This is a genomic window from Bacillus sp. FJAT-27445 (genome assembly GCF_001510665.1).
In the GTDB taxonomy this organism is placed as follows: Bacteria; Bacillota; Bacilli; order Bacillales; family Cytobacillaceae; genus Bacillus_D.
In genome coordinates, this window is record NZ_LMTI01000002.1 from 192,802 (window position 1) to 212,020 (window position 19,219).

The window sequence follows — 19,219 nt, forward strand, 5'->3', positions numbered from 1 at the left end:
TCAAATAGTTATAGCAGTATATTTTGTCAAGGATGTGATAGGTATGAGAAAACTGCTGGTACTAATTACTGCCTTATTCATTGTGGGCGGCTGCAGTGCGGGGGATCATTCCAAACCAGCTAAAGATACAAATTTGGAGCAATCCAACAAGGGCGGAAATGGAAAGGACCATACGGAAAAAAAGGAAGTGCCAAACAAACCTGGACCGACTACTGGCAATGGCAGCAGCACTGATTCAGCGGATGGCGGCAATGGAACCAATATAGGAACGGGAACCCCCATCCAAACAGGAGCATATATGCCTGCGCCTAATCAACTGAAGAAGTTCAAAGGAACCGGAAATGAATATGCTGCGGAGGTTGAAAGGGTATTTTCTAAGGAAAATGCTTATCTAGCAGCGGTTGCTGAAAACGGCGGTACGAGCATACTCAGAATTTATCAGTTGGATAAAAACGGGATTTCCATCGTATATGAGGAACCTGAATACTACTCCGAAGATGCTCCAGATATCAATGCCTACAAGCGGACTTTCAAACCCAGGCTGATTTTGCCCAATCCTCTTAAACCCAATCAACAGTTTGATGGATGGACAGTCAAAGAAACGGATGCGACCGTAAAGGTGCCTTATAGGACACTATCCAATGCAATTATTCTCGAGAAAATTGGGGAGGATGGAAGCGTCGTACAAAACATCTGGGCACCGGGACTCGGGATTGTAAAAAAGTCATTTTATCTTAAGGACTCTTCCGGTAATGAAACGATTGTTACAACCGAGCTGGAGGAAGTGGAGCCGCTGGACAGGTAAAGCAGAATGATATTTTTTTTAAAAAAACGCCGACTATTTCGTTAAACTAAAAGGGGATCCCAAGCGGGTCCCCTTTTAGAACAAAAATTATTGGTTCGCTACTTCCTCGACAATCGCAATCGTCATTTCAGCCAGCTTTCCCAGCTCTTCAATCGGCATACGCTCATTCGTTGTATGGATTTCCTCGTAGCCCACCGCGAGGTTAACCGTCGGAATCCCGAAACCGGCAATTACATTGGCATCGCTTCCCCCGCCGCTTTGCTGGAGTTCGCAGCTGCGGCCAATTTTCGCGGCCGCTTTCCTTGCTACCTCAACAACATGGTCGCCTTCACCAAACTTGAAGCCAGGATACATGACTTTGACCTCTACTTCAGCACTACCGCCCATCTGTTCAGCAACCGATTCAAATGCTTCCTTCATCTTCGCCACCTGAGCTTCCATTTTTTCAGGAATAAGCGATCTTGCTTCGGCAAGAATATCAACACGGTCAGCTACAATATTCGTCGCCTGTCCGCCTGCAAATCGGCCGATATTTGCCGTAGTTTCGCTGTCAATTCTGCCAAGAGGCATTTTTGCAATCGCTTTTGCGGCGATTGTAATCGCAGAAACGCCTTTTTCAGGAGCAACTCCCGCGTGGGCAGTCTTTCCGTAAATGACGGCATCGATTCGCGCCTGTGTAGGTGCGGCAACAATTACATTGCCAACCTTCCCGTCGCTGTCAAGCGCATAACCATACTTGGCGGTTATTTTTGCCGGATCCAGCGCTTTGGCTCCCATAAGTCCCGATTCTTCGCCGACTGTAATAACAAACTGGATTTCTCCGTGCGGAATCGATTTTTCCTTAAGAACGCGGATTAGCTCGAACATCGCAGCAAGGCCAGCTTTGTCATCCGCCCCGAGGATTGTCGTGCCATCCGTCACGACATAACCGTCCTTAATGGAGGGCTTGACACCATTTCCCGGGGTGACTGTGTCCATATGGCTCGTAAAATAAATTGGGTCCACCCCGTCTTTTGTGGCTGCCAACGTACAAATAAGATTCCCTGCCCCGTGTCCGGTAATGGAGGTCGTGTCATCCTCAAATACATCCAATCCAAGCGCGGAAAACTTTTCCTTCAATACCTTTGCAATCGCTGCCTCATACTTGGTTTCAGAATCGATCTGGACCAGCTCAATAAATTCATTCAATAACCGTTCACTATCAATCATCTGCTAAACCTCCATCAGAAAATGTATGTACTCACTATTTTAGTATACCTTTCCAGTTGCCCTATCATCAACATCCCCGATTAGAGCGGGATGTTTCCGTGTTTTTTCGGAGGCCGGGTTTCGTGTTTGTTTTTGAGCATTTCCAGAGCCTGTACAAGTTTGATTCTTGTTTCCCTAGGATCGATAACATCGTCGACCATTCCCCGGGCCGCCGCCACATAAGGATTCGCGAATTTTTCGCGGTATTCCTCAATTTTCTGTTGTCGAACCTTTTCCGGGTCCGGGCTGTTTTCGATTTCTTTTGAAAAAATGATATTTGCGGCACCTTGTGGTCCCATAACGGCGATTTCCGCATTCGGCCAGGCGAATACGAGGTCCGCGCCGATTGATTTGCTGTTCAGGGCAACGTACGCGCCGCCGTATGCCTTTCGTAAAATAACGGTTAGCTTTGGCACTGTCGCTTCAGAGTAAGCATACAAAATCTTTGCTCCGTGGCGGATAATTCCGCCATGTTCTTGTTTAATCCCCGGGAAAAATCCAGTTACATCCTCAAAGGTGATGATTGGGATATTAAAGGAGTCACAAAATCGGATGAACCTTGAAGCTTTATCGGAAGAATCGATATCAAGGCCGCCAGCCATCACTTTCGGCTGGTTGCAGACAAGCCCCACCGTGTCCCCTTTTATCCTGGCAAGCCCAACGACGATGTTTTTCGCGAAATCACGGTGGATTTCCATAAAACTTCCCTCATCAACGACATGGCCAATAACAACTCTGACATCATACGGCCTGACTGGGTCAAAAGGGATACAGTCTACGAGGTCTGACCTGTAGTCATCCCCAGTGTCTCCATTATCAACATGCGGCGGTTTCTCCTGGGAATTCTGTGGAAGATAGCTTAGCAGTGTTCTCACAGACTCCAGTACTTCTTCCTCCGTTTTCCCCATGAAATGGGCATTCCCTGATATAGAGTTATGGACCTTTGCCCCGCCAAGGTCCTCCGGCGAAATTTTCTCACCCGTCACAGTTTCGATTACCTTCGGCCCGGTAATGAACATTTGGCTTGTGCCTTCCACCATGAAGACAAAATCCGTAATCGCTGGTGAATAGACAGCACCCCCGGCGCATGGTCCGAGAATGACGGAGATTTGCGGCACAACGCCGGAATAGATGGCGTTCCTATAAAAGATGTGCCCATAGCCATCAAGGGAAACAACGCCCTCTTGAATCCGTGCTCCCCCTGAGTCGTTAAGCCCAATGACCGGGGCTCCGGTATTGGCGGCCAGGTCCATCACATGGGCGATTTTCTTTGCATGCATTTCACCAAGAGCACCGCCAAATACGGTAAAATCCTGGGAAAAGACAAAGACAGGGCGTCCGTTGATTTTTCCATAGCCTGTCACAACCCCGTCACCAGGCCCTTTCTGCCTATCCATACCAAAATCGGTCGTCCTGTGTTCGATAAACGGATTCAACTCAACGAACGTGCCTGCATCTACCAGGAGGGTAATGCGTTCCCTCGCTGTCAGCTTCCCCTTCGCATGCTGCCTCGCTATTTTTTCATCGCCGCCTCCCATTTCGATTTCCCGGCGTTTATCATAAAGTTCATTGATTTTCTCAAAAATGTCAGCCATCTAGCTCTCCATTCCTTTCTTCTCGCAAAACTCATATAGTACCCCGCCAGTTGATTTTGGGTGCATGAATGCAACTTTCGCCCCGCCAGCACCAGGTTTCGGTTTATCCTGAAGCATTTTGATCCCATTTTCCTTCATGTCGTTTATCCTGTCTTGGATGGAAGTAACGCCGAACGCGACATGGTGGATGCCTTCTCCCCTTTTCTCAATATGCTTTGCTATCGCGCTCTCGGGCGAGGAAGGTTCAAGAAGTTCGAGCTTTGTGCCCCCCGCATCCAGAAAAGCGACAGTCACTTTCTCGCTCTCCACTTCTTCAACGCCCAAAAGCTGAAGCTTAAGGACATCTGTATAAAAAGGAAGCGCTTCCTCGAGAGATTTGACGGCAATCCCGATATGGTCCACTTTCTTAATCATTTTATCATCCCCTTTTGTGCAATCCCGTATGGATGGTTATTCCATTTTCGCGAACAATCATCCATTTCCCCTAAAAATTCGACAATTATTGTATTCTCTAAAAAGTGTCATAAATCCTTCCCAATTTGAAAGGTTGTCCGCAGACTCTTTTCCCGGTACAATAATAGTATCCCATAACTCATTCAGGGAGGAGAATTAATATGAATAACCGCAAGTCCAGAAAAATCATTGTTTATCTGATGCTATTCGCGATGCTAGCTTCCACACTCCTGCTCGGATTATCATCATTTCTATAAAGAGAGCGAAAGGGACTGCCCGGATGGACAGTCCCTTTTCCTATTGGATGGCTCCATATTCACTTCCCAATTCGGTGAAGGGCCGATTGGACGTGGTAATCAATATTTTTGTGCCGAGCGGTATGAAGGGATAAAGAGACTCGATTCCTTCATTTTGAAGCCTGACGCAGCCCTCCGATACATATTTTCCAATTGAAGAAGGATTGTTTGTCCCATGGAGGCCGTACGTCCTGCCATCCGTCCCATCAGCATCAAAGCCTATCCATCTGGTGCCAAGCGGGTTTGCCGGATCATTGCCCGGAATATCCTTTTTCCGATAATACGGATTTTCTGCTTTAACAGTGACAGTGAACAATCCTTCAGGAGTCAGCCCGGGACTTTTTCCTGTACCGACAGATAGAACCGTCTGCACCCGGTTATCATCAATAAAGGCCATCTCGTTTGTCTTTTTATTGATAATGATAAAAGTATCACCCGGCAGCGGATTGGGACCCAGAGGCCAGATTGGCGAAACAAACAGAACGGACAACAGCACAGCCAGCAAATTTGCCATTCAAACCACCCTTGCCATTTTTCCCTAGTTTGCGCCAACCACCCTGCTTCGATTCTCTGTTTCCTCCCCTTTAATTCCTTTAAAGGAACTTTTTATGAGCAGGTAATCCTCCAGTTCATTGACCATTTGAACAAGGGCCGCCCTAGCTTCAAATTCCTTCCTTGTTTTGGGCAGAGCCATCCTTTCGAACTCCTTATTTAAATGCCTCAATTTATCAAGATAAATATACGCAGTATTCCCCGGATGGATATTCTCGCAAAGCTCTTCAATAAAATCGGCCATCATCCTTCCCTGTTCAACCGTATGGGTAAGCGTTGCGGAAATCGGCAGTATGCGCTCAATAATTTCAAATTGCTTTTTTCTCATCGTAAAATAGTGATAGTACAGGCTTTCTTCACGGAGAAGATGGTTCTCGACATCACGGAAAGCTAGTGATTTCGCTTCATTCAAAAGCTTCGCGGTTTCGGAAATTTCCTTCCCATCCCAGCTGCTTTCATTCGTCCGCAGGTATTTGGCCATTTCCATAAAAATTTTCCTGAAGTTGTCCTCTATCCGGCTGCCATATTCATCTAGCTTTTTTTCAAGGCTTGGCATATACAGATTCATCAGGAGCGCTACCCCTATCCCGACCAAAATCACAATGAGTTCATTCAAAATAATGCCTTTTGTAATATGGCCCTCTGAATAAATATGAAGGATGATAACCGAACTTGTCACAACTCCATCCCTAGCTTTCAGCATCACAATAGTGGGGATAAAGAAAATTAGCATTAAACCTATGACAAGCGGATGGTAGGCAATCGCCTCAAAAAAGAGCGCGGAAAACGGCATTGCCAAAAGGCATGCGAGAAACCTGTCCCATGCCGCCCTGAGCGACTTTCTTTTGGTCGGTTTGATGCAGAGAATTGTCAGGATCGCAGCCGAGGCGAAGTTATGTGCCCCCAGCTGCTGCGCGATGATAATGGATGCAGCTGTGCCAATCGCGGTTTTGGCCGTCCTGTAGCCAATCCTGTATTTCATAGGCGTGTCCCTCCCTGCCACAAAAGCAAATGAAAAAGATGATCATCGCGACCATCTTTTCCTAGCATATCCTCATTAAAGCATTTTTTGCAAGAATTCCTGAGCCCTTTTGCTTTTTGGGTTTGAGAAAAATTGCTCTGGCGCTGCATCCTCGACCAAGACCCCGCCATCCAAAAACAGCACCCTGTCGGCAACCTCCCTGGCAAAGCCCATTTCATGGGTAACAATGGCCATGGTCATTCCAGTGTGAGCGAGGGACTTCATGACATCAAGAACCTCCTTGACCATTTCAGGATCGAGTGCCGATGTCGGTTCGTCAAACAGCATGACTTCTGGCTTCATCGCCAGTGCCCTGGCAATCGCGACCCTCTGCTTCTGCCCGCCGGAAAGACGGCCGGGATACTCGCTAGCTTTTTCAAACAAGCCGACCCTCTCAAGCAGCTCATACCCGATTTTTTCCGCTTCGGCTTTTGATAGCCCTTTTACCCTCATCGGGCCGTAAGTTAAATTTTGCAGAACTGTTTTATGCGGGAACAAATGAAAGTGCTGGAAAACCATTCCGACATTTTCCCGTACTTTCATAATATTAGTCTTCTTGTTTGTTATTTCGTCCGATCCTATCCAAACTCGGCCGCTTGTTGGAACTTCAAGCAAGTTCATGCATCGGAGGAAGGTTGATTTCCCGGACCCTGAAGGCCCGATAATCGCGACTACCTCCCTTTCCTGTATCGAGGTTGAAATGCCTTTTAAAACCTCAAGCTTGCCGAAGTTTTTACGCAATTCTTCAATTTTAATCACCGCGCCTCATCCTCCTTTCGACCAGCTTGCCAAGTAATGTCAGTATGATAACCATGAGGTAATAAATAATACCAGCAACAATCAACGGCTCGAAATATGAATAATACTTAGCCCCAACCTGGTAGGAGCGGCGCATGATATCCATAACCCCGATTGTCGTTACAATCGCTGATTCCTTGGTCAATGTAATAAATTCGTTCATAAGTGCTGGAAGAATATTTTTCAATGCCTGAGGGAGAATGATATCCCACATCATTTGTCTGTAAGGAACCCCTAGAGCGAGGGCAGCTTCCCTTTGCCCTTTGTCTACCGCAAGGATTCCAGCCCTGATGATTTCGGAAATATAAGCAGCCGAGTTAAGAGCAAACGAAATGATGGCGGCTGTATAAGGCTCGATTTGAAATCCAAGAATCTGGGGCGAACCAAAATAGATGATCATAAGCTGAAGCACTAGCGGAGTTCCCCTGAAAATGCTTGTATAGGCATCCGCAAGCCAACCCAGCGGCTTAATCGTGCTAATTTTAAAAAGTGATAAAATAATCCCAAATGCAAATCCGAGTACACCCGCAATTAACACGATACGGAGTGTAACCCATATTCCTTCTAATATATACGGAATAGAAGGGACAATTTGCCCAAAATCCAATTCCATCCTTAAAACCATTCCTCTCTGCATTAACTGTAAAAACGTTCAGAGAGGACAAGCCTCCTGAACGTTCACATGCTTCCCTTTATTGTTCCCCGCCAAACCATTTAACAACCAATTTTTCGAGTTCACCATTTTCTTTCATTTTCTTCAACTCGTCGTTGAATTTATCTGTCAACTCGCTGTTCTTAGGAAATGCGATTGCGGAGCCCGCTTCTTCAGGATCATCTGAAATGGTGAAGCCTTCAAGGTCACTTTCATGTTCAAAGAAGCCCTTGGCAACTGTATCCTCGATGATTGCAGCATCAAATCGACCCGATTTGAGTTCCTGAATCAAATCAGGAATCCTGTTTCTGTCTTCAATTTTGATTTTAACTTCTTTTTGGATTTCCTCTGCTTTTCCCTGCTGGATTGAGCCAAGCTGGACGCCGACTGTCTTGCCTTCAAGGTCCTCAAGTGTCTTAATGCCGCTGTCCTTTTTTGTCACAAACATATGGGAAGAAGTGTAATAAATATCGCTAAAGTCCACATTTTTCTTCCGGTCTTTAGTTGGAGTCATACCTGCAAGCACAAAGTCAGCCTGGCCGGATTTAAGCGCCTGGACAAGGCCGTTGAAATCCATGTCCTTCACTTGGACCTCATAGCCCAGTTTTCCGGCAATAGCTTTTGCCAAGTCTACGTCAAAACCGATGATTTCGTCACTTTTGTCCGTTTCAATGTATTCGAATGGCGGATAATCCGCAGAAGTGGCCATGATAAGAGTCTTCTTGTCCTCTCCACCGTCCCCTGTTTTCGCATCGTCATCCTTTTTTGTCCCGCATGCAGAAAGGATGCCCGCAAGCAAGATGGCAGTTAAAAACAAAATAACACTTTTTTTCATAAAAATTATCCTCCCTAATTTACTTAAATTTACATCTCTTCATTTCTTACTACCCATTTTAAACAGGATGATTCCTTCTTTACAAGGAAAATACCCTGTTAATAATTATTCACATTAATGAATTTTAACACGTATTAATAATTATGCAATACTATTTTTAAAAATAGCATTTCCAAATTTAAGATAGGCCGTTGAGACAGCTTTTTTGTATTTCTATGGATGCCAAGGAGTAGTTGCATGAGCGAAAAAAAAGGCCCGCCATGCATCAGCATAACGGGCCGTTTTTGTTTTTTACGACTAAAACATGTTCATCCTATGCGGCGTTACAGCTCTTCGCAGTACTGGTCAAAGCTTTGTTGCAGCTTCTGGATAACATTCATTGGGTCAAATCCTTCAATATCATGGCGCTCAATCATCGTGCAGATTTTTCCGTCCTTCAAAAGCGCAAACGAAGGAGAGGATGGCGGATAGCCGGTGAAATAGTGCCGCGCCTTTTCGGTGGCTTCCTTATCCTGGCCCGCAAAAACCGTCACAAGGTAATCAGGCCGCTTGTCATAATGAACGGCATGGGCTGCAGCTGGCCTGGCGATACCGCCTGCGCACCCGCACACAGAATTAATCATTACGAGAGTAGTTCCTTCACGGCCAAGCGCTTCATCCACCTCTTCAGGGGATTTCAGCTCCGTATAGCCGGCAGCGGAAATTTCCTGGCGCGCCTGGCGGACAACATCATTCATAAACAAATTAAAATCCATATTCAATGGAATCACTCCCTGTTAAAAATGTCTATTTCTATCATACAGGGAGGGACCTCCGTTTTCAATCAAAGAGAAAATTTTGGTAGATAGGTTTATTTACTTTCTATACGGGGAATTGTAGAACTACAGCTAGATCCATACCCCTAAACTCCCTAATTTTTTGGATAGCACTTATGGTGCTATCCGCTTTTTTTTTGTTTTGGGGTTATATGGCGGGTTTAAATTTCAATAAGACAGACAGCTTCTGACTCATTTCTGCTTTTCAGCTGCAATCCTGTCAAAAGACGGGAGTACTTCTGACTCATTTCCACTTTTTATCCGCCAACCTGTCAGAAGACGGGGCTACTTCTGACTCATTTCCGCTTTTTATCCGCCAACCTGTCAGAAGACGAGGGTACTTCTGACTCATTTCCACTTTTTATCCGCCAACCTGTCAGAAGACGAGGCTACTTCTGACTCATTTCCGCTTTTTAACCGCAATCTTGTCAGAAGACAGTAAAATAAGAATACCGCTGCTCCTTCCGATTTTGCTTAAACTATATTGCATCCAGGGGTTTACTCATAATATACATCACTAGTACAACCAATCATCTTATAATGCTTTTTTAATGTTCTAGAAAAAGTCCTTCCTATTAAATCTGCTTTACACCACTCCTGAATAGCAGCGGTGGTAATCTTGCGTTCAGGAAACAACAGTTTAAATTCCTCTGTATTCCGCAAAATAGCGGATTCAATTTTTTCGCGTTGACCGCAATTTCCGCATACTAAATTATGATGTTCAATAATTGAGAGTAGACATCCGCACTTTTTACAAAACATCCCTTTCTTCAGCTGTTCAAACCGATATTCAGGCAGCTTCTGGAATCGGTTTTTGGTTAAATGCAGGGATAGCAGCGTTTGCGCGAGTTTCTTATCGCTATCATTGAGCCGGGATGGCGTTTCGTTCAGTTCCCGTATAAAACGGTTAGCCTGGGTTGGAAGTATGATGGGGTGATCCATTGGGGCCTGGTACAAGGTAAATTCAGGATTAATGAAGATGACATATGCTTCGATGAGGAAATTGAGGTTGTAGTAATTGAGAATCTGGCGGAGGAGCAGCACACTTCTTTTTAACTGGTCAAGAGGGTTTTTGTATTCCTCCCCTGTTTTAACCGAAATAAATTTGTCGCCTTTCATGTAAAAATCGCCAAAGAAATTTTTCACATCCAACAGGTACAGAATGCCCCGCGAAATGATAAGTGAATCAATTTGAAATTCCGAATTGTTCACTTCCAGCCGCAAGTCATTCAGTATGTAGCGCTCTTCTTGAATATTTTTGGCGAGGAGGTCAAATTGCACTTCCCCTTCAAATCCTCTTTCCATATTGGAAAGTCGCTGCCTATCCTTGCCCGTAAGCTCCATCCGTTTGTTCAAACTCCTCAAAACTAATAGTTCCTCAGGCTCCGATCTGTGTTTTAAAAACATATGCCACTTCCTTTCTTGTTCTTTAAGCCCATTTTATTAAAAATAACATCCGAATACGGTGAACATTCTGTTAACATTTTCCATATGACTAAAAAAAGAAGCGGGCAACACGCCCCGCTTCCAAACAATCTATCAATTTTCAGAACAGTTCAAGCGTCCACTCTACTCTCCCAGCCCGTTAAAAACCGCAAAAAGCTCCTCAGCCGCACTGGCCGCTGTCTTTTTCCCACTAAGTATATCGCTCTCCAGCCCCGGCAAAAGTCTTTTAACGCCTTCATTTTGATAAAAGCTGTAGTGGAGCTGGTCGGAAATAACGGTATGGAACCAGTCGCGCATTTGCGACAATCGCCTTTCCGTAAACACGCCGTACTGTTCGGTCACTTGCTTGAATTCCTTGATAACCGACCATATTTCAGGAATACCTTTAAGGGTCAAGGCTGAGCAGGAAAGCGCCCTAGTGTCCCAGCCGGGGGTCGCCTGCTGAAGGAAATGGAGGATCCGCATGTATTCCATCCGTGTCTGTTCGGCGAGCGGCTCATTCTTACCGTCCGCCTTGTTAACCGCAATGACATCGGCAAGCTCCATGATCCCTTTTTTCATACCCTGGAGTTCATCGCCCGCGCCAGTTAGGACAAGAAGGATGAAAAAATCGACCATCCCCCTGACCGCCACTTCACTTTGTCCGACCCCGACCGTTTCAATAAGGATGACATCAAACCCGGCCGCCTCGCACAATAGCATCGACTCCCTCGTTTTCCGATGCACTCCGCCAAGCTTTCCGCCGGTAGGAGAGGGACGGATAAATGCGTTTGGCTCGCGTGAAAGGTTTTCCATTCTCGTTTTATCGCCGAGGATGCTGCCGCCGCTTACCGTTGAGCTTGGATCTACAGCGAGGACGGCCACTTTATGGCCCAGTCCGCAGAGAAATGATCCAAACGCCTCAATAAACGTGCTTTTCCCCGCACCCGGGACTCCCGTAATGCCAATCCTGATGGACTTGCCGCTGTACGGGAGCAATATTTGCAAAAGATCCTGTGCTTCCTTAAAATGATGGCCCGCATTGCTTTCGACAAGCGTGATGCCGCGTGCCAGAGAGCTTCTTTCCCCAGTAAGGATCCCCCCAGCAAGGCTATCGATCGACACCTTAGACCCGGCTTTTTTACGAAAGGCCTTCCCGCTGCCCTTTTTACCAGAATCAATCCCCATCAAAGCTCTACTTCCTCATAGCCGAGTGCTTCGTATATGGACTTGATGACTTTTTGAGCGGCAACCGGGATGACCGTGCCAGGGCCGAAAACTGCAGTGGCACCTTGGTCATAAAGATATTGGTAGTCCTGGGCGGGTATCACTCCGCCGATAACAACGAGAATATCCGAACGGCCGAGTTTCCTCAGCTCCTCGACTAGCTGTGGCAATAGGGTCTTATGGCCAGCGGCAAGGGAGCTGAAGCCAACGACATGGACGTCGTTCTCCACCGCCTGCATCGCCGTTTCGGCGGGGGTTTGGAACAACGGCCCGATATCAACATCAAACCCAAGATCGGCAAAAGCGGTTGAAATGACTTTCGCGCCGCGGTCATGGCCGTCCTGGCCCATTTTCGCAATCAGAATCCTCGGCCTTCTTCCCTCATTTTCAAGGAAATCATCAGCCATTTCCTTGACTCTGGAAATCTCTTCGTCATTTGAAAACGCCGAGCTGTAAATACCGCTTACGGAGCGAATAACCGCGCGATGGCGGCCGGCCGCTTTTTCGATTGAATCCGAAATCTCACCAAGTGTGGCTCTGGCACGCGCGGCTTCAACGGCGAATTCCAGCAGGTTCCCTTCGCCAGAACGAGCCGCTTCCTCAAGGGCGGATAGTGCCGCTTCAACGGCCCGCACATCCCGGTTTGCCTTTAATTGATTCAATCTCTCAATCTGCTTGATCCGGACAGCCGTGTTATCGATATCGAGGATTTCCAACGGGTCCTCTTGATCGAGCCTATATTTGTTAACGCCGACGATTGTTTCTTTTCCGGAATCGATTTGCGCCTGTCTCCTTGCCGCAGCCTCTTCGATTTTCACTTTTGGCAGCCCGGTTTCAATCGCCTTTGCCATGCCGCCGAGCGCATCAACCTCATCAATATGGGCGGTTGCCCGTTTAATCAGCTCAGCCGTCAACGCCTCGACATAGTAGGAGCCTCCCCACGGGTCGATAACTTTTGTAATCCCGGTTTCCTCCTGAAGGAAAAGCTGGGTGTTGCGGGCAATGCGCGCCGAAAAGTCTGTCGGCAAGGCAATCGCTTCATCAAGTGCGTTCGTGTGCAGCGACTGGGTATGGCCCATTGCCGCTGCATGCGCTTCGAGGAGCGTCCTCATTACATTATTGAACGGATCCTGCTCGGTCAGGCTCCAGCCGGATGTTTGCGAATGGGTTCTGAGCGCCAGCGATTTTTCATTTTTCGGGTTGAAATCCTTCATCATTTTCGCCCAAATGAAGCGGGCCGCCCGCATCTTCGCTACTTCCATGAAGTAATTCATGCCGATTCCCCAGAAAAAGCTGAGCCTGGGAGCGAACGAGTCAATATCAATTCCGGCCTTCAAACCGGTCTTGACGTATTCCAGACCATCCGCAAGTGTATAGGCGAGTTCGATATCCGCCGGCGCCCCCGCTTCCTGCATATGGTAGCCGGAAATCGAAATAGAATTGAACTTCGGCATATACTTGGATGTATACGCAAAAATATCAGCGATAATCTTCATCGACATCTCAGGCGGATAAATATACGTGTTCCGGACCATGTATTCTTTTAAAATATCATTCTGGATCGTACCCGACAATTGCTCCCTGCTGACGCCCTGTTCTTCAGCCGTAACGATGTAGAAAGCCAAAACAGGGAGCACCGCCCCGTTCATCGTCATCGAGACAGACATTTGGTCTAGCGGAATTCCGTCGAAGAGGATTTTCATATCGAGGACGGAATCGATTGCAACCCCGGCCTTGCCGACATCGCCGACAACCCTTGGATGGTCGGAATCATAACCGCGGTGGGTCGCGAGGTCAAAGGCAACCGACAGACCCTTTTGCCCCATCGCCAGATTCCGCCGGTAAAAGGCATTGCTTTCCTCCGCTGTTGAAAAGCCGGCATACTGGCGCACGGTCCACGGCCTATTTACGTACATCGTCGGATATGGTCCGCGGGTAAACGGGGGCAGTCCCGGCTTCCCATCCAGGTGTTCAAGGCCGGAAATGTCGTCCTCGGAATAAACAGGCTTCAGGCTAATCCCTTCATTCGTTTCAAACAGAAGGCGGTCAAATTGTTCCCCCGCAAGCTTTTCACATTCAGCCTTCCATTCTTCCTTTTTGGAAGGGCGTTCTGACCCGAATAGGGCTGTATTTTGAAAATCGGGCTTTTTACTCATTTCCTGCCGCCTCCATTTCGCCAATCACATTCGCCAAAAATTCTTGGCAATTGCTTCTAATATGGATAAATTCCTTGAGTCCGGCTTCAAGCCATTCATTTTTTTCCTCAGGCTGCCCTGCAAGGTAAAAGAAAAACTCTGGGTTCCTCCGCTTCAATTCGGTTAAAATCCCAAGCCCCATTTCCCTGTATCGTTCATCCGTGGAGCAGAAGCAATAACGGGATAGACCTGTTTCGGCTATAAACGCTTCTGCATCCGCCACAGAGAGAACCATTCCGCTCCGAACCGCCATTATGCCGCCTGGAGTTAAAAAGCCTTCAACAAAATCCGCACGCGGCTTGCTCTCTTTCAGGCTGCCCAGGCAAATTAGGCCAATCGAAGCTTTTTGCCCCGATTTTTCAAGAGCGGCCGATTTCAACCGCAGTTCCTCAAAAGGGATCGAGAGCCTCGTATGAGGAATGCCAGTTACCGATCTCTGCCACTCCGGAATTACTTTTGCGGTCTCAGCAAGATTGGCATATACGTTTGTGCCGACGATGCTTTGCTTTCTCGCTTTCGCATCGGCCACCCTTTGATCAAGCGTTGTAGCAATTTCCTTTTCCAGCCATCCTGACTTAAGGACAGCTGGCATTCCTCCGAGTGCATCTATTTTTCCAAAAAGCTCCCATCCCTTTTCCGCCAATTGCTCGGTTAGCTCTTCTATATACCAGGAACCGCCGGCTGGGTCGGCCACTTTATCCAAAAGAGCCTCTTCCTGGAGGATTAGCTGGATATTCCGAGCAATCCTTTCCGATATCGGGGTAGCTCCTCCAAGGGAATCGAACGGCTCCACTTGCACATATTGAACGCCGCCCAGCACCGCGGCAAACGCTTCATTTCCGGACCGCAACAGGTTTACATGCGGGTCAAATAGTGTTTTAGTAAAAGGGGACGTTTCGGCTGCGATTTCCATTCCCCGGACAAGTTCAACAGCACCATACAACTCTCCTATTTTGTCCCAGATGATACGCGCCGCACGAAGCTTGGCAATTTCCATAAAGAAATTGGACCCAACAGCGAATTTAAATACCATTTTTGAAAAAATCGTACTAATGTCCATTCCCGCTTTTAATAACTGCTCAATATAGAAAACTCCGGCGGCAGCGGAAACAGCCAGCTCCTGGACGGCATTGGCTCCTCCGTTGTGGTAGACGCCTGTATCGATTAGGACTATCCTGAGATTCGGATGCTTATTGGCTGTTTGGGCAATGGTTTTGCTCCACTCCTCAAAGCTGGCAGGTGCACTACTATTTTTTTTTGCAGTTAAAGACAGGGGATCATATCCGATATAGCCTGTGATGTCGCCCGCTTCAATCGCACCTTCAAGTGCCGAAATAAAGGCATTCTGGCTGCTTCCCGCATCAACCGCAAATGGCCTGCCAGCCGAAAATGGTGCAGCCGCAATAGCAGCTTCTTTTTCAAGGCCAGGCTTTAAGCCGAATGAAATGGCTGTCTGGCCTTTTGAAAAGGCATCTGAAAGCTTTTTTGTTAATTCATCCGGAGATTCCCAGAAAACCTTTTGGGCAATATTCCATTTCCTTGCCCGGTAACCGAGTGGATTGATACCGCGTCGGAAATCCGGTTTGCCCGGAAAGCCGGCACTTTTTCTATTTTCCAGGGTGTAAAGCGGTTTCAAAATAATTGATTCGTATGTACTATTTTTCAAGGTATCGATTGATTTTCCTTTTAGCGATTGTTCGGCTTTTTCTTTCCAATCTTCCATGGTTTTTTCAGGAAAGCGATATCCCATCATTTTGTCAATCCCCATACATGCCTGTCCCCACCTACGGAGACAGTCCCCCCTTTCGCTTCCGTTCAAAAATTCAAAAAAGTACTTCTTTAATTGTAGTATAGCGGCTTAGTTGAAGCAACGGAGAACAAATCCCTTCTTCTTTCCCCAGGTGAAAAAGCCCGCCTCCAACGGGAAGCGGGCCTTCATTTTCAATTAATAAACAGAGGTATTCGATTTCGAAGTGTTTTCGATAATCTCCTTCACCCTCTGGAGGAATCTGCCGCAAATGAGGCCGTCAAGGACGCGGTGGTCAAGCGACAAGCAGAGGTTCACCATATCACGGACAGCAATCATGCCGTTATTCATCACAACAGGGCGTTTTACAATCGACTCGACTTGGAGGATTGCCGCCTGAGGGTAATTAATGATGCCCATCGACTGTACGGAGCCAAATGAGCCTGTGTTGTTAACCGTAAAGGTTCCACCCTGCATTTCATCCATTGTCAATTTGCCATTGCGTGCTTTTCCAGCAAGCTCGGTAATTTCACGGGCTATGCCTTTGATCGTCTTTTCATCTGCATGCTTGATGACCGGAACGAACAATGCATTCTCGGTTGCAACCGCGATGGAAATATTGATGTCCTTTTTCTGGATAATCTTATCCCCAGCCCACATTGAATTAATTTCCGGGAATTCCTTCAGAGCCTGGGCAACTGCTTTTACAAAGAATGCAAAGAACGTAAGGTTGAAGCCTTCCTTCTGTTTGAAATCATCCTTGATCGAATTCCGGTATTCAACTAGTCCGGTGGCGTCCACCTCCACCATTGTCCAGGCATGCGGGGCTTCATGCTTGCTTCTAAGCATATTGGCCGCGATTGCTTTTCTCACGCCTGTCACCGGTATTTCGATATCTCCAGGCATGGCAGCAACATTTACCGGCGCAGCAGCGGCTGCTGCAGGCTTTGCTGGCTCGGAATCCTGTTCCGCATTCCGCTGGCTGTTAACCGGTTCGCCTTTTTGTTCAGCCGCTGCAGGAATGTTTCCTGATTCGATTAGCTGCAAAAGATCCTTGCGGGTAATACGGCCGCCCGCTCCGGACCCTTTTACCTGTGCAAGGTCAATCCCGTGTTCCTGGGAAATTTTTAGGACCGCAGGTGAATAGCGCTGCCTATTTCCTTTTTCTACGCTTACTGTTTGGGATGCTGATACCGTCCCTTTTTCAGTATCCTTTTTCGCTCCGCTTTCGGATTTAGGAACCTCGTTGGAAACGGAGGTTGCTCCCTCAGCCCCGCCAGCGTCAATCGTGCAGATAATTTCTCCTACAGCGAGGGTGTCCCCCTCACCCGCAATCAATTCTTTGATTGTACCAGCAAAAGACGACGGGATTTCTGCATTTACCTTATCTGTCATGACCTCTGCTAGCGGATCATACTTATTTACTTTGTCACCAGGGGATACAAGCCATTTGCTGATGGTGCCTTCTGTCACGCTTTCTCCCAACTGCGGCATTTTAATTTGTTCAACAGCCAAGTGAGGTCACTCCTTCACACATATTCAGTCGCCCCGGCATTAAAATGCCGCGAGCTCCCGCATAGCCTTTTCAACTTTCTCAGGATTCATCATGAAAAACTTCTCCATGGTAGGTGCATACGGCATCGCAGGCACATCTGGCCCAGCCAGCCTTTTGATTGGCGCATCAAGCTCAAATAGGCAGTGCTCGGCAATAATGGCCGCCACTTCGCTCATAATGCTTCCTTCCTTGTTGTCTTCAGTAACTAGAAGGACTTTACCTGTTTTGGACGCAGCCTCAATGATGGCCTCCTTATCAAGCGGATAAACGGTCCTCAAATCAAGGATATGGGCAGAGATGCCATCCTTGGCTAGCTTTTCCGCGGCCTGGAGGGCGAAATGGACACAAAGGCCATAGGTAATGACCGTGATGTCTTCCCCTTCCCTCTTTACATCAGCCTTGCCGATTGGCAGTGTGTAATCATCCTCTGGAACCTCGCCTTTGATGAGGCGGTATGCCCGTTTGTGCTCAAAGAACAAAACAGGGTCCTCATCGCGGATTGCCGCCTTCAACAAACCTTTTACATCGTACGGTGTTGACGGCATGACAATTTTAAGGCCGGGTTGGTTCGCAAAAATAGCCTCAACCGACTGGGAATGGTACAAAGCGCCATGGACTCCTCCGCCATAAGGCGCGCGTATGACCATAGGGCAGCTCCAGTCATTATTGGAACGGTATCGGATCCTTGCAGCCTCCGAAATAATCTGGTTGACAGCCGGCATGATGAAATCGGCAAATTGCATCTCAGCAATCGGCCGCATCCCGTACATGGCAGCTCCGATCCCGACCCCCGCGATAGCGGATTCAGCTAGAGGGGTGTCAATGACCCGCTCCTCGCCAAACTTTTCATATAATCCGTGGGTGGCCTTAAAGACGCCGCCTTTTCGGCCCACATCCTCGCCCAGGACAAATACCCTTGGATCCCTTTCCATCTCTTCACGTATCGCCATTGTGACTGCATCGATATAAGAAATCACCGCCATTTATGCATCCCCCTGACTTTCCGCATAGACATATTTAAGCGCATCCTCCGGATTGGCATATGGCGCACTCTCGGCATAATCTGTCGCTTCATTTACTTGCTTCATAATCCGGTCGTTGATCTGTTTCTCCAGTTCATCATCCAAGACGCCAGTTTCCTTTAAATAGGCGCCAAACGTGATGATTGGGTCTTTGGTTTTTGCAGCTGCTACTTCATCCGGAGCCCGGTACACCCTATCATCGTCATCGGATGAGTGTGCGGTCAGACGATATGAAATAGTTTCTACGAGTGTCGGGCCTTCTCCGCGGCGTGCGCGTTCGGCCGCTTCTTTTACAACTTTATAGACTTCAAGTGGATCGTTTCCGTCAACGGTCACTCCCGGCATTCCGTAGCCAATTGCCCGATCGGACACGTTTTCGCAGGCTAGCTGCTTTTCTATTGGGACAGAAATGGCATACTTATTATTTTCACACATGAAAATAACGGGCAGTTTATGTACCCCGGCGAAGTTTGCTCCTTCGTGGAAGTCACCCTGGTTGGATGATCCTTCTCCAAAAGTTACAAAAGTCAAAAAGTCCTTTTTTTCCATCTTGCCGGCAAGGGCAATCCCAACGGCGTGCGGAACCTGTGTTGTAACAGGAGATGAACCGGTCACGATCCGGTTCTTCTTTTGCCCAAAATGGCCCGGCATCTGGCGGCCACCTGAATTGGGGTCTTCCGCTTTCGCAAACCCTGAAAGCATCAGTTCCCTTGGGGTCATCCCAAATGTAAGGACGACACCCATGTCCCTGTAATAGGGAAGAACATAATCCTTTTCCTTATCAAGCGCAAATGCGGCTCCTACCTGGGCAGCCTCCTGCCCCTGGCATGAAATAACAAATGGTATTTTTCCTGAACGGTTCAAAAGCCACATCCGTTCATCAAGTCGCCGGGACATAAGCATCATTTCGTACATTTCCAATACTGTATCGTCACTCAAGCCCAATGCATGGTGGCGGTTTTCTGCCATTAAACATAA

Annotated in this window: 18 protein-coding genes; 2 read left to right on the plus strand and 16 right to left on the minus strand. The window is 47.5% G+C overall.

Features of this window, described 5'->3' with window-relative positions; genetic code table 11:
• The first annotated feature begins 43 nt into the window (after positions 1-43).
• On the plus strand, positions 44-805 hold the full coding sequence (locus tag AR337_RS05625; RefSeq protein WP_059171053.1) for a hypothetical protein: 762 nt from the start codon (positions 44-46) through the stop codon (positions 803-805).
• 87 nt (positions 806-892) lie between these two features.
• Here AR337_RS05625 and AR337_RS05630 read toward each other — a convergent pair whose 3' ends face one another.
• The 3 genes from AR337_RS05630 to mce all read right to left on the minus strand — a co-directional run bounded on the left by AR337_RS05630 (position 893) and on the right by mce (position 4,062).
• Positions 893-2,014, minus strand: coding sequence for a M20/M25/M40 family metallo-hydrolase (locus tag AR337_RS05630; protein ID WP_059171054.1), 1,122 nt, complete (start codon positions 2,012-2,014; stop codon positions 893-895).
• An 80-nt stretch (positions 2,015-2,094) separates the two neighbouring features.
• The gene (locus tag AR337_RS05635; RefSeq protein WP_059171055.1) at positions 2,095-3,648 is read right to left on the minus strand and encodes an acyl-CoA carboxylase subunit beta; all 1,554 of its coding nucleotides are present in this window, start codon (positions 3,646-3,648) and stop codon (positions 2,095-2,097) included.
• Positions 3,649-4,062, minus strand: a complete 414-nt coding sequence (gene mce / locus AR337_RS05640) for a methylmalonyl-CoA epimerase (protein ID WP_059171056.1) — start codon at positions 4,060-4,062, stop codon at positions 3,649-3,651. It lies immediately after the preceding gene.
• A 200-nt stretch (positions 4,063-4,262) separates the two neighbouring features.
• On the opposite strand from mce, the gene prli42 reads away from it, so the two are divergent.
• On the plus strand, positions 4,263-4,358 hold the full coding sequence (prli42, locus tag AR337_RS23060) for a stressosome-associated protein Prli42 (RefSeq protein WP_156129718.1): 96 nt from the start codon (positions 4,263-4,265) through the stop codon (positions 4,356-4,358).
• Between the two features lie 40 nt (positions 4,359-4,398).
• Here the strand turns inward: prli42 and AR337_RS05645 are convergent, their stop codons facing one another.
• From AR337_RS05645 to AR337_RS05705, 13 genes are all read right to left on the minus strand, one after another.
• Entirely contained in the window at positions 4,399-4,911 is a 513-nt protein-coding gene (locus AR337_RS05645; RefSeq protein WP_059171057.1) for a L,D-transpeptidase, read from the minus strand.
• A 24-nt stretch (positions 4,912-4,935) separates the two neighbouring features.
• Positions 4,936-5,931: an aromatic acid exporter family protein gene (locus tag AR337_RS05650; protein ID WP_059171058.1), complete on the minus strand. Its 996-nt coding sequence runs from the start codon at positions 5,929-5,931 to the stop codon at positions 4,936-4,938.
• Positions 5,932-6,006: 75 nt separating this feature from the next.
• The gene (locus tag AR337_RS05655) at positions 6,007-6,729 is read right to left on the minus strand and encodes an amino acid ABC transporter ATP-binding protein (RefSeq protein WP_059171059.1); all 723 of its coding nucleotides are present in this window, start codon (positions 6,727-6,729) and stop codon (positions 6,007-6,009) included.
• Complete coding sequence (locus AR337_RS05660) at positions 6,722-7,381, minus strand: amino acid ABC transporter permease (RefSeq protein ID WP_059171557.1); 660 nt, start codon at positions 7,379-7,381, stop codon at positions 6,722-6,724. The genes AR337_RS05655 and AR337_RS05660 overlap by 8 nt, the downstream gene beginning before the upstream one ends.
• Positions 7,382-7,460: 79 nt before the next feature.
• Positions 7,461-8,255 (minus strand): transporter substrate-binding domain-containing protein, encoded by a 795-nt coding sequence (locus tag AR337_RS05665; RefSeq protein ID WP_059171060.1) that lies wholly within the window; start codon positions 8,253-8,255, stop codon positions 7,461-7,463.
• Between the two features lie 323 nt (positions 8,256-8,578).
• Complete coding sequence (locus AR337_RS05670; RefSeq protein WP_059171061.1) at positions 8,579-9,016, minus strand: BrxA/BrxB family bacilliredoxin; 438 nt, start codon at positions 9,014-9,016, stop codon at positions 8,579-8,581.
• Positions 9,017-9,568: 552 nt separating this feature from the next.
• Positions 9,569-10,426, minus strand: a complete 858-nt coding sequence (locus AR337_RS05675; RefSeq protein ID WP_367576250.1) for a nuclease-related domain-containing protein — start codon at positions 10,424-10,426, stop codon at positions 9,569-9,571.
• A 213-nt stretch (positions 10,427-10,639) separates the two neighbouring features.
• Positions 10,640-11,683, minus strand: coding sequence for a methylmalonyl Co-A mutase-associated GTPase MeaB (gene meaB, locus AR337_RS05680; RefSeq protein ID WP_082686866.1), 1,044 nt, complete (start codon positions 11,681-11,683; stop codon positions 10,640-10,642).
• Positions 11,683-13,878, minus strand: coding sequence for a methylmalonyl-CoA mutase (scpA, locus tag AR337_RS05685; RefSeq protein ID WP_059171064.1), 2,196 nt, complete (start codon positions 13,876-13,878; stop codon positions 11,683-11,685). The genes meaB and scpA overlap by 1 nt, the downstream gene beginning before the upstream one ends.
• Positions 13,871-15,685 (minus strand): methylmalonyl-CoA mutase family protein, encoded by a 1,815-nt coding sequence (locus tag AR337_RS05690; RefSeq protein ID WP_253701530.1) that lies wholly within the window; start codon positions 15,683-15,685, stop codon positions 13,871-13,873. The genes scpA and AR337_RS05690 overlap by 8 nt, the downstream gene beginning before the upstream one ends.
• A gap of 177 nt (positions 15,686-15,862) precedes the next feature.
• Positions 15,863-17,179, minus strand: a complete 1,317-nt coding sequence (locus AR337_RS05695; RefSeq protein ID WP_059171065.1) for a dihydrolipoamide acetyltransferase family protein — start codon at positions 17,177-17,179, stop codon at positions 15,863-15,865.
• A gap of 39 nt (positions 17,180-17,218) precedes the next feature.
• The gene (locus tag AR337_RS05700) at positions 17,219-18,202 is read right to left on the minus strand and encodes an alpha-ketoacid dehydrogenase subunit beta (protein ID WP_059171066.1); all 984 of its coding nucleotides are present in this window, start codon (positions 18,200-18,202) and stop codon (positions 17,219-17,221) included.
• Positions 18,203-19,210, minus strand: a complete 1,008-nt coding sequence (locus AR337_RS05705; protein WP_059171067.1) for a thiamine pyrophosphate-dependent dehydrogenase E1 component subunit alpha — start codon at positions 19,208-19,210, stop codon at positions 18,203-18,205.
• Positions 19,211-19,219 lie beyond the last annotated feature (9 nt).

Coding starts and splice junctions, on each gene's coding strand:
- AR337_RS05625 (WP_059171053.1), top strand. CDS start 44: ATGAGAAAACTGCTGGTACTAATTACTGCCTTATTCATTGTGGGCGGC.
- AR337_RS05630 (WP_059171054.1), bottom strand. CDS start 2,014: ATGATTGATAGTGAACGGTTATTGAATGAATTTATTGAGCTGGTCCAG.
- AR337_RS05635 (WP_059171055.1), bottom strand. CDS start 3,648: ATGGCTGACATTTTTGAGAAAATCAATGAACTTTATGATAAACGCCGG.
- mce (WP_059171056.1), bottom strand. CDS start 4,062: ATGATTAAGAAAGTGGACCATATCGGGATTGCCGTCAAATCTCTCGAG.
- prli42 (WP_156129718.1), top strand. CDS start 4,263: ATGAATAACCGCAAGTCCAGAAAAATCATTGTTTATCTGATGCTATTC.
- AR337_RS05645 (WP_059171057.1), bottom strand. CDS start 4,911: ATGGCAAATTTGCTGGCTGTGCTGTTGTCCGTTCTGTTTGTTTCGCCA.
- AR337_RS05650 (WP_059171058.1), bottom strand. CDS start 5,931: ATGAAATACAGGATTGGCTACAGGACGGCCAAAACCGCGATTGGCACA.
- AR337_RS05660 (WP_059171557.1), bottom strand. CDS start 7,381: ATGGAATTGGATTTTGGGCAAATTGTCCCTTCTATTCCGTATATATTA.
- AR337_RS05665 (WP_059171060.1), bottom strand. CDS start 8,255: ATGAAAAAAAGTGTTATTTTGTTTTTAACTGCCATCTTGCTTGCGGGC.
- meaB (WP_082686866.1), bottom strand. CDS start 11,683: ATGGGGATTGATTCTGGTAAAAAGGGCAGCGGGAAGGCCTTTCGTAAA.
- scpA (WP_059171064.1), bottom strand. CDS start 13,878: ATGAGTAAAAAGCCCGATTTTCAAAATACAGCCCTATTCGGGTCAGAA.
- AR337_RS05690 (WP_253701530.1), bottom strand. CDS start 15,685: ATGGGGATTGACAAAATGATGGGATATCGCTTTCCTGAAAAAACCATG.
- AR337_RS05700 (WP_059171066.1), bottom strand. CDS start 18,202: ATGGCGGTGATTTCTTATATCGATGCAGTCACAATGGCGATACGTGAA.
- AR337_RS05705 (WP_059171067.1), bottom strand. CDS start 19,210: ATGGCAGAAAACCGCCACCATGCATTGGGCTTGAGTGACGATACAGTA.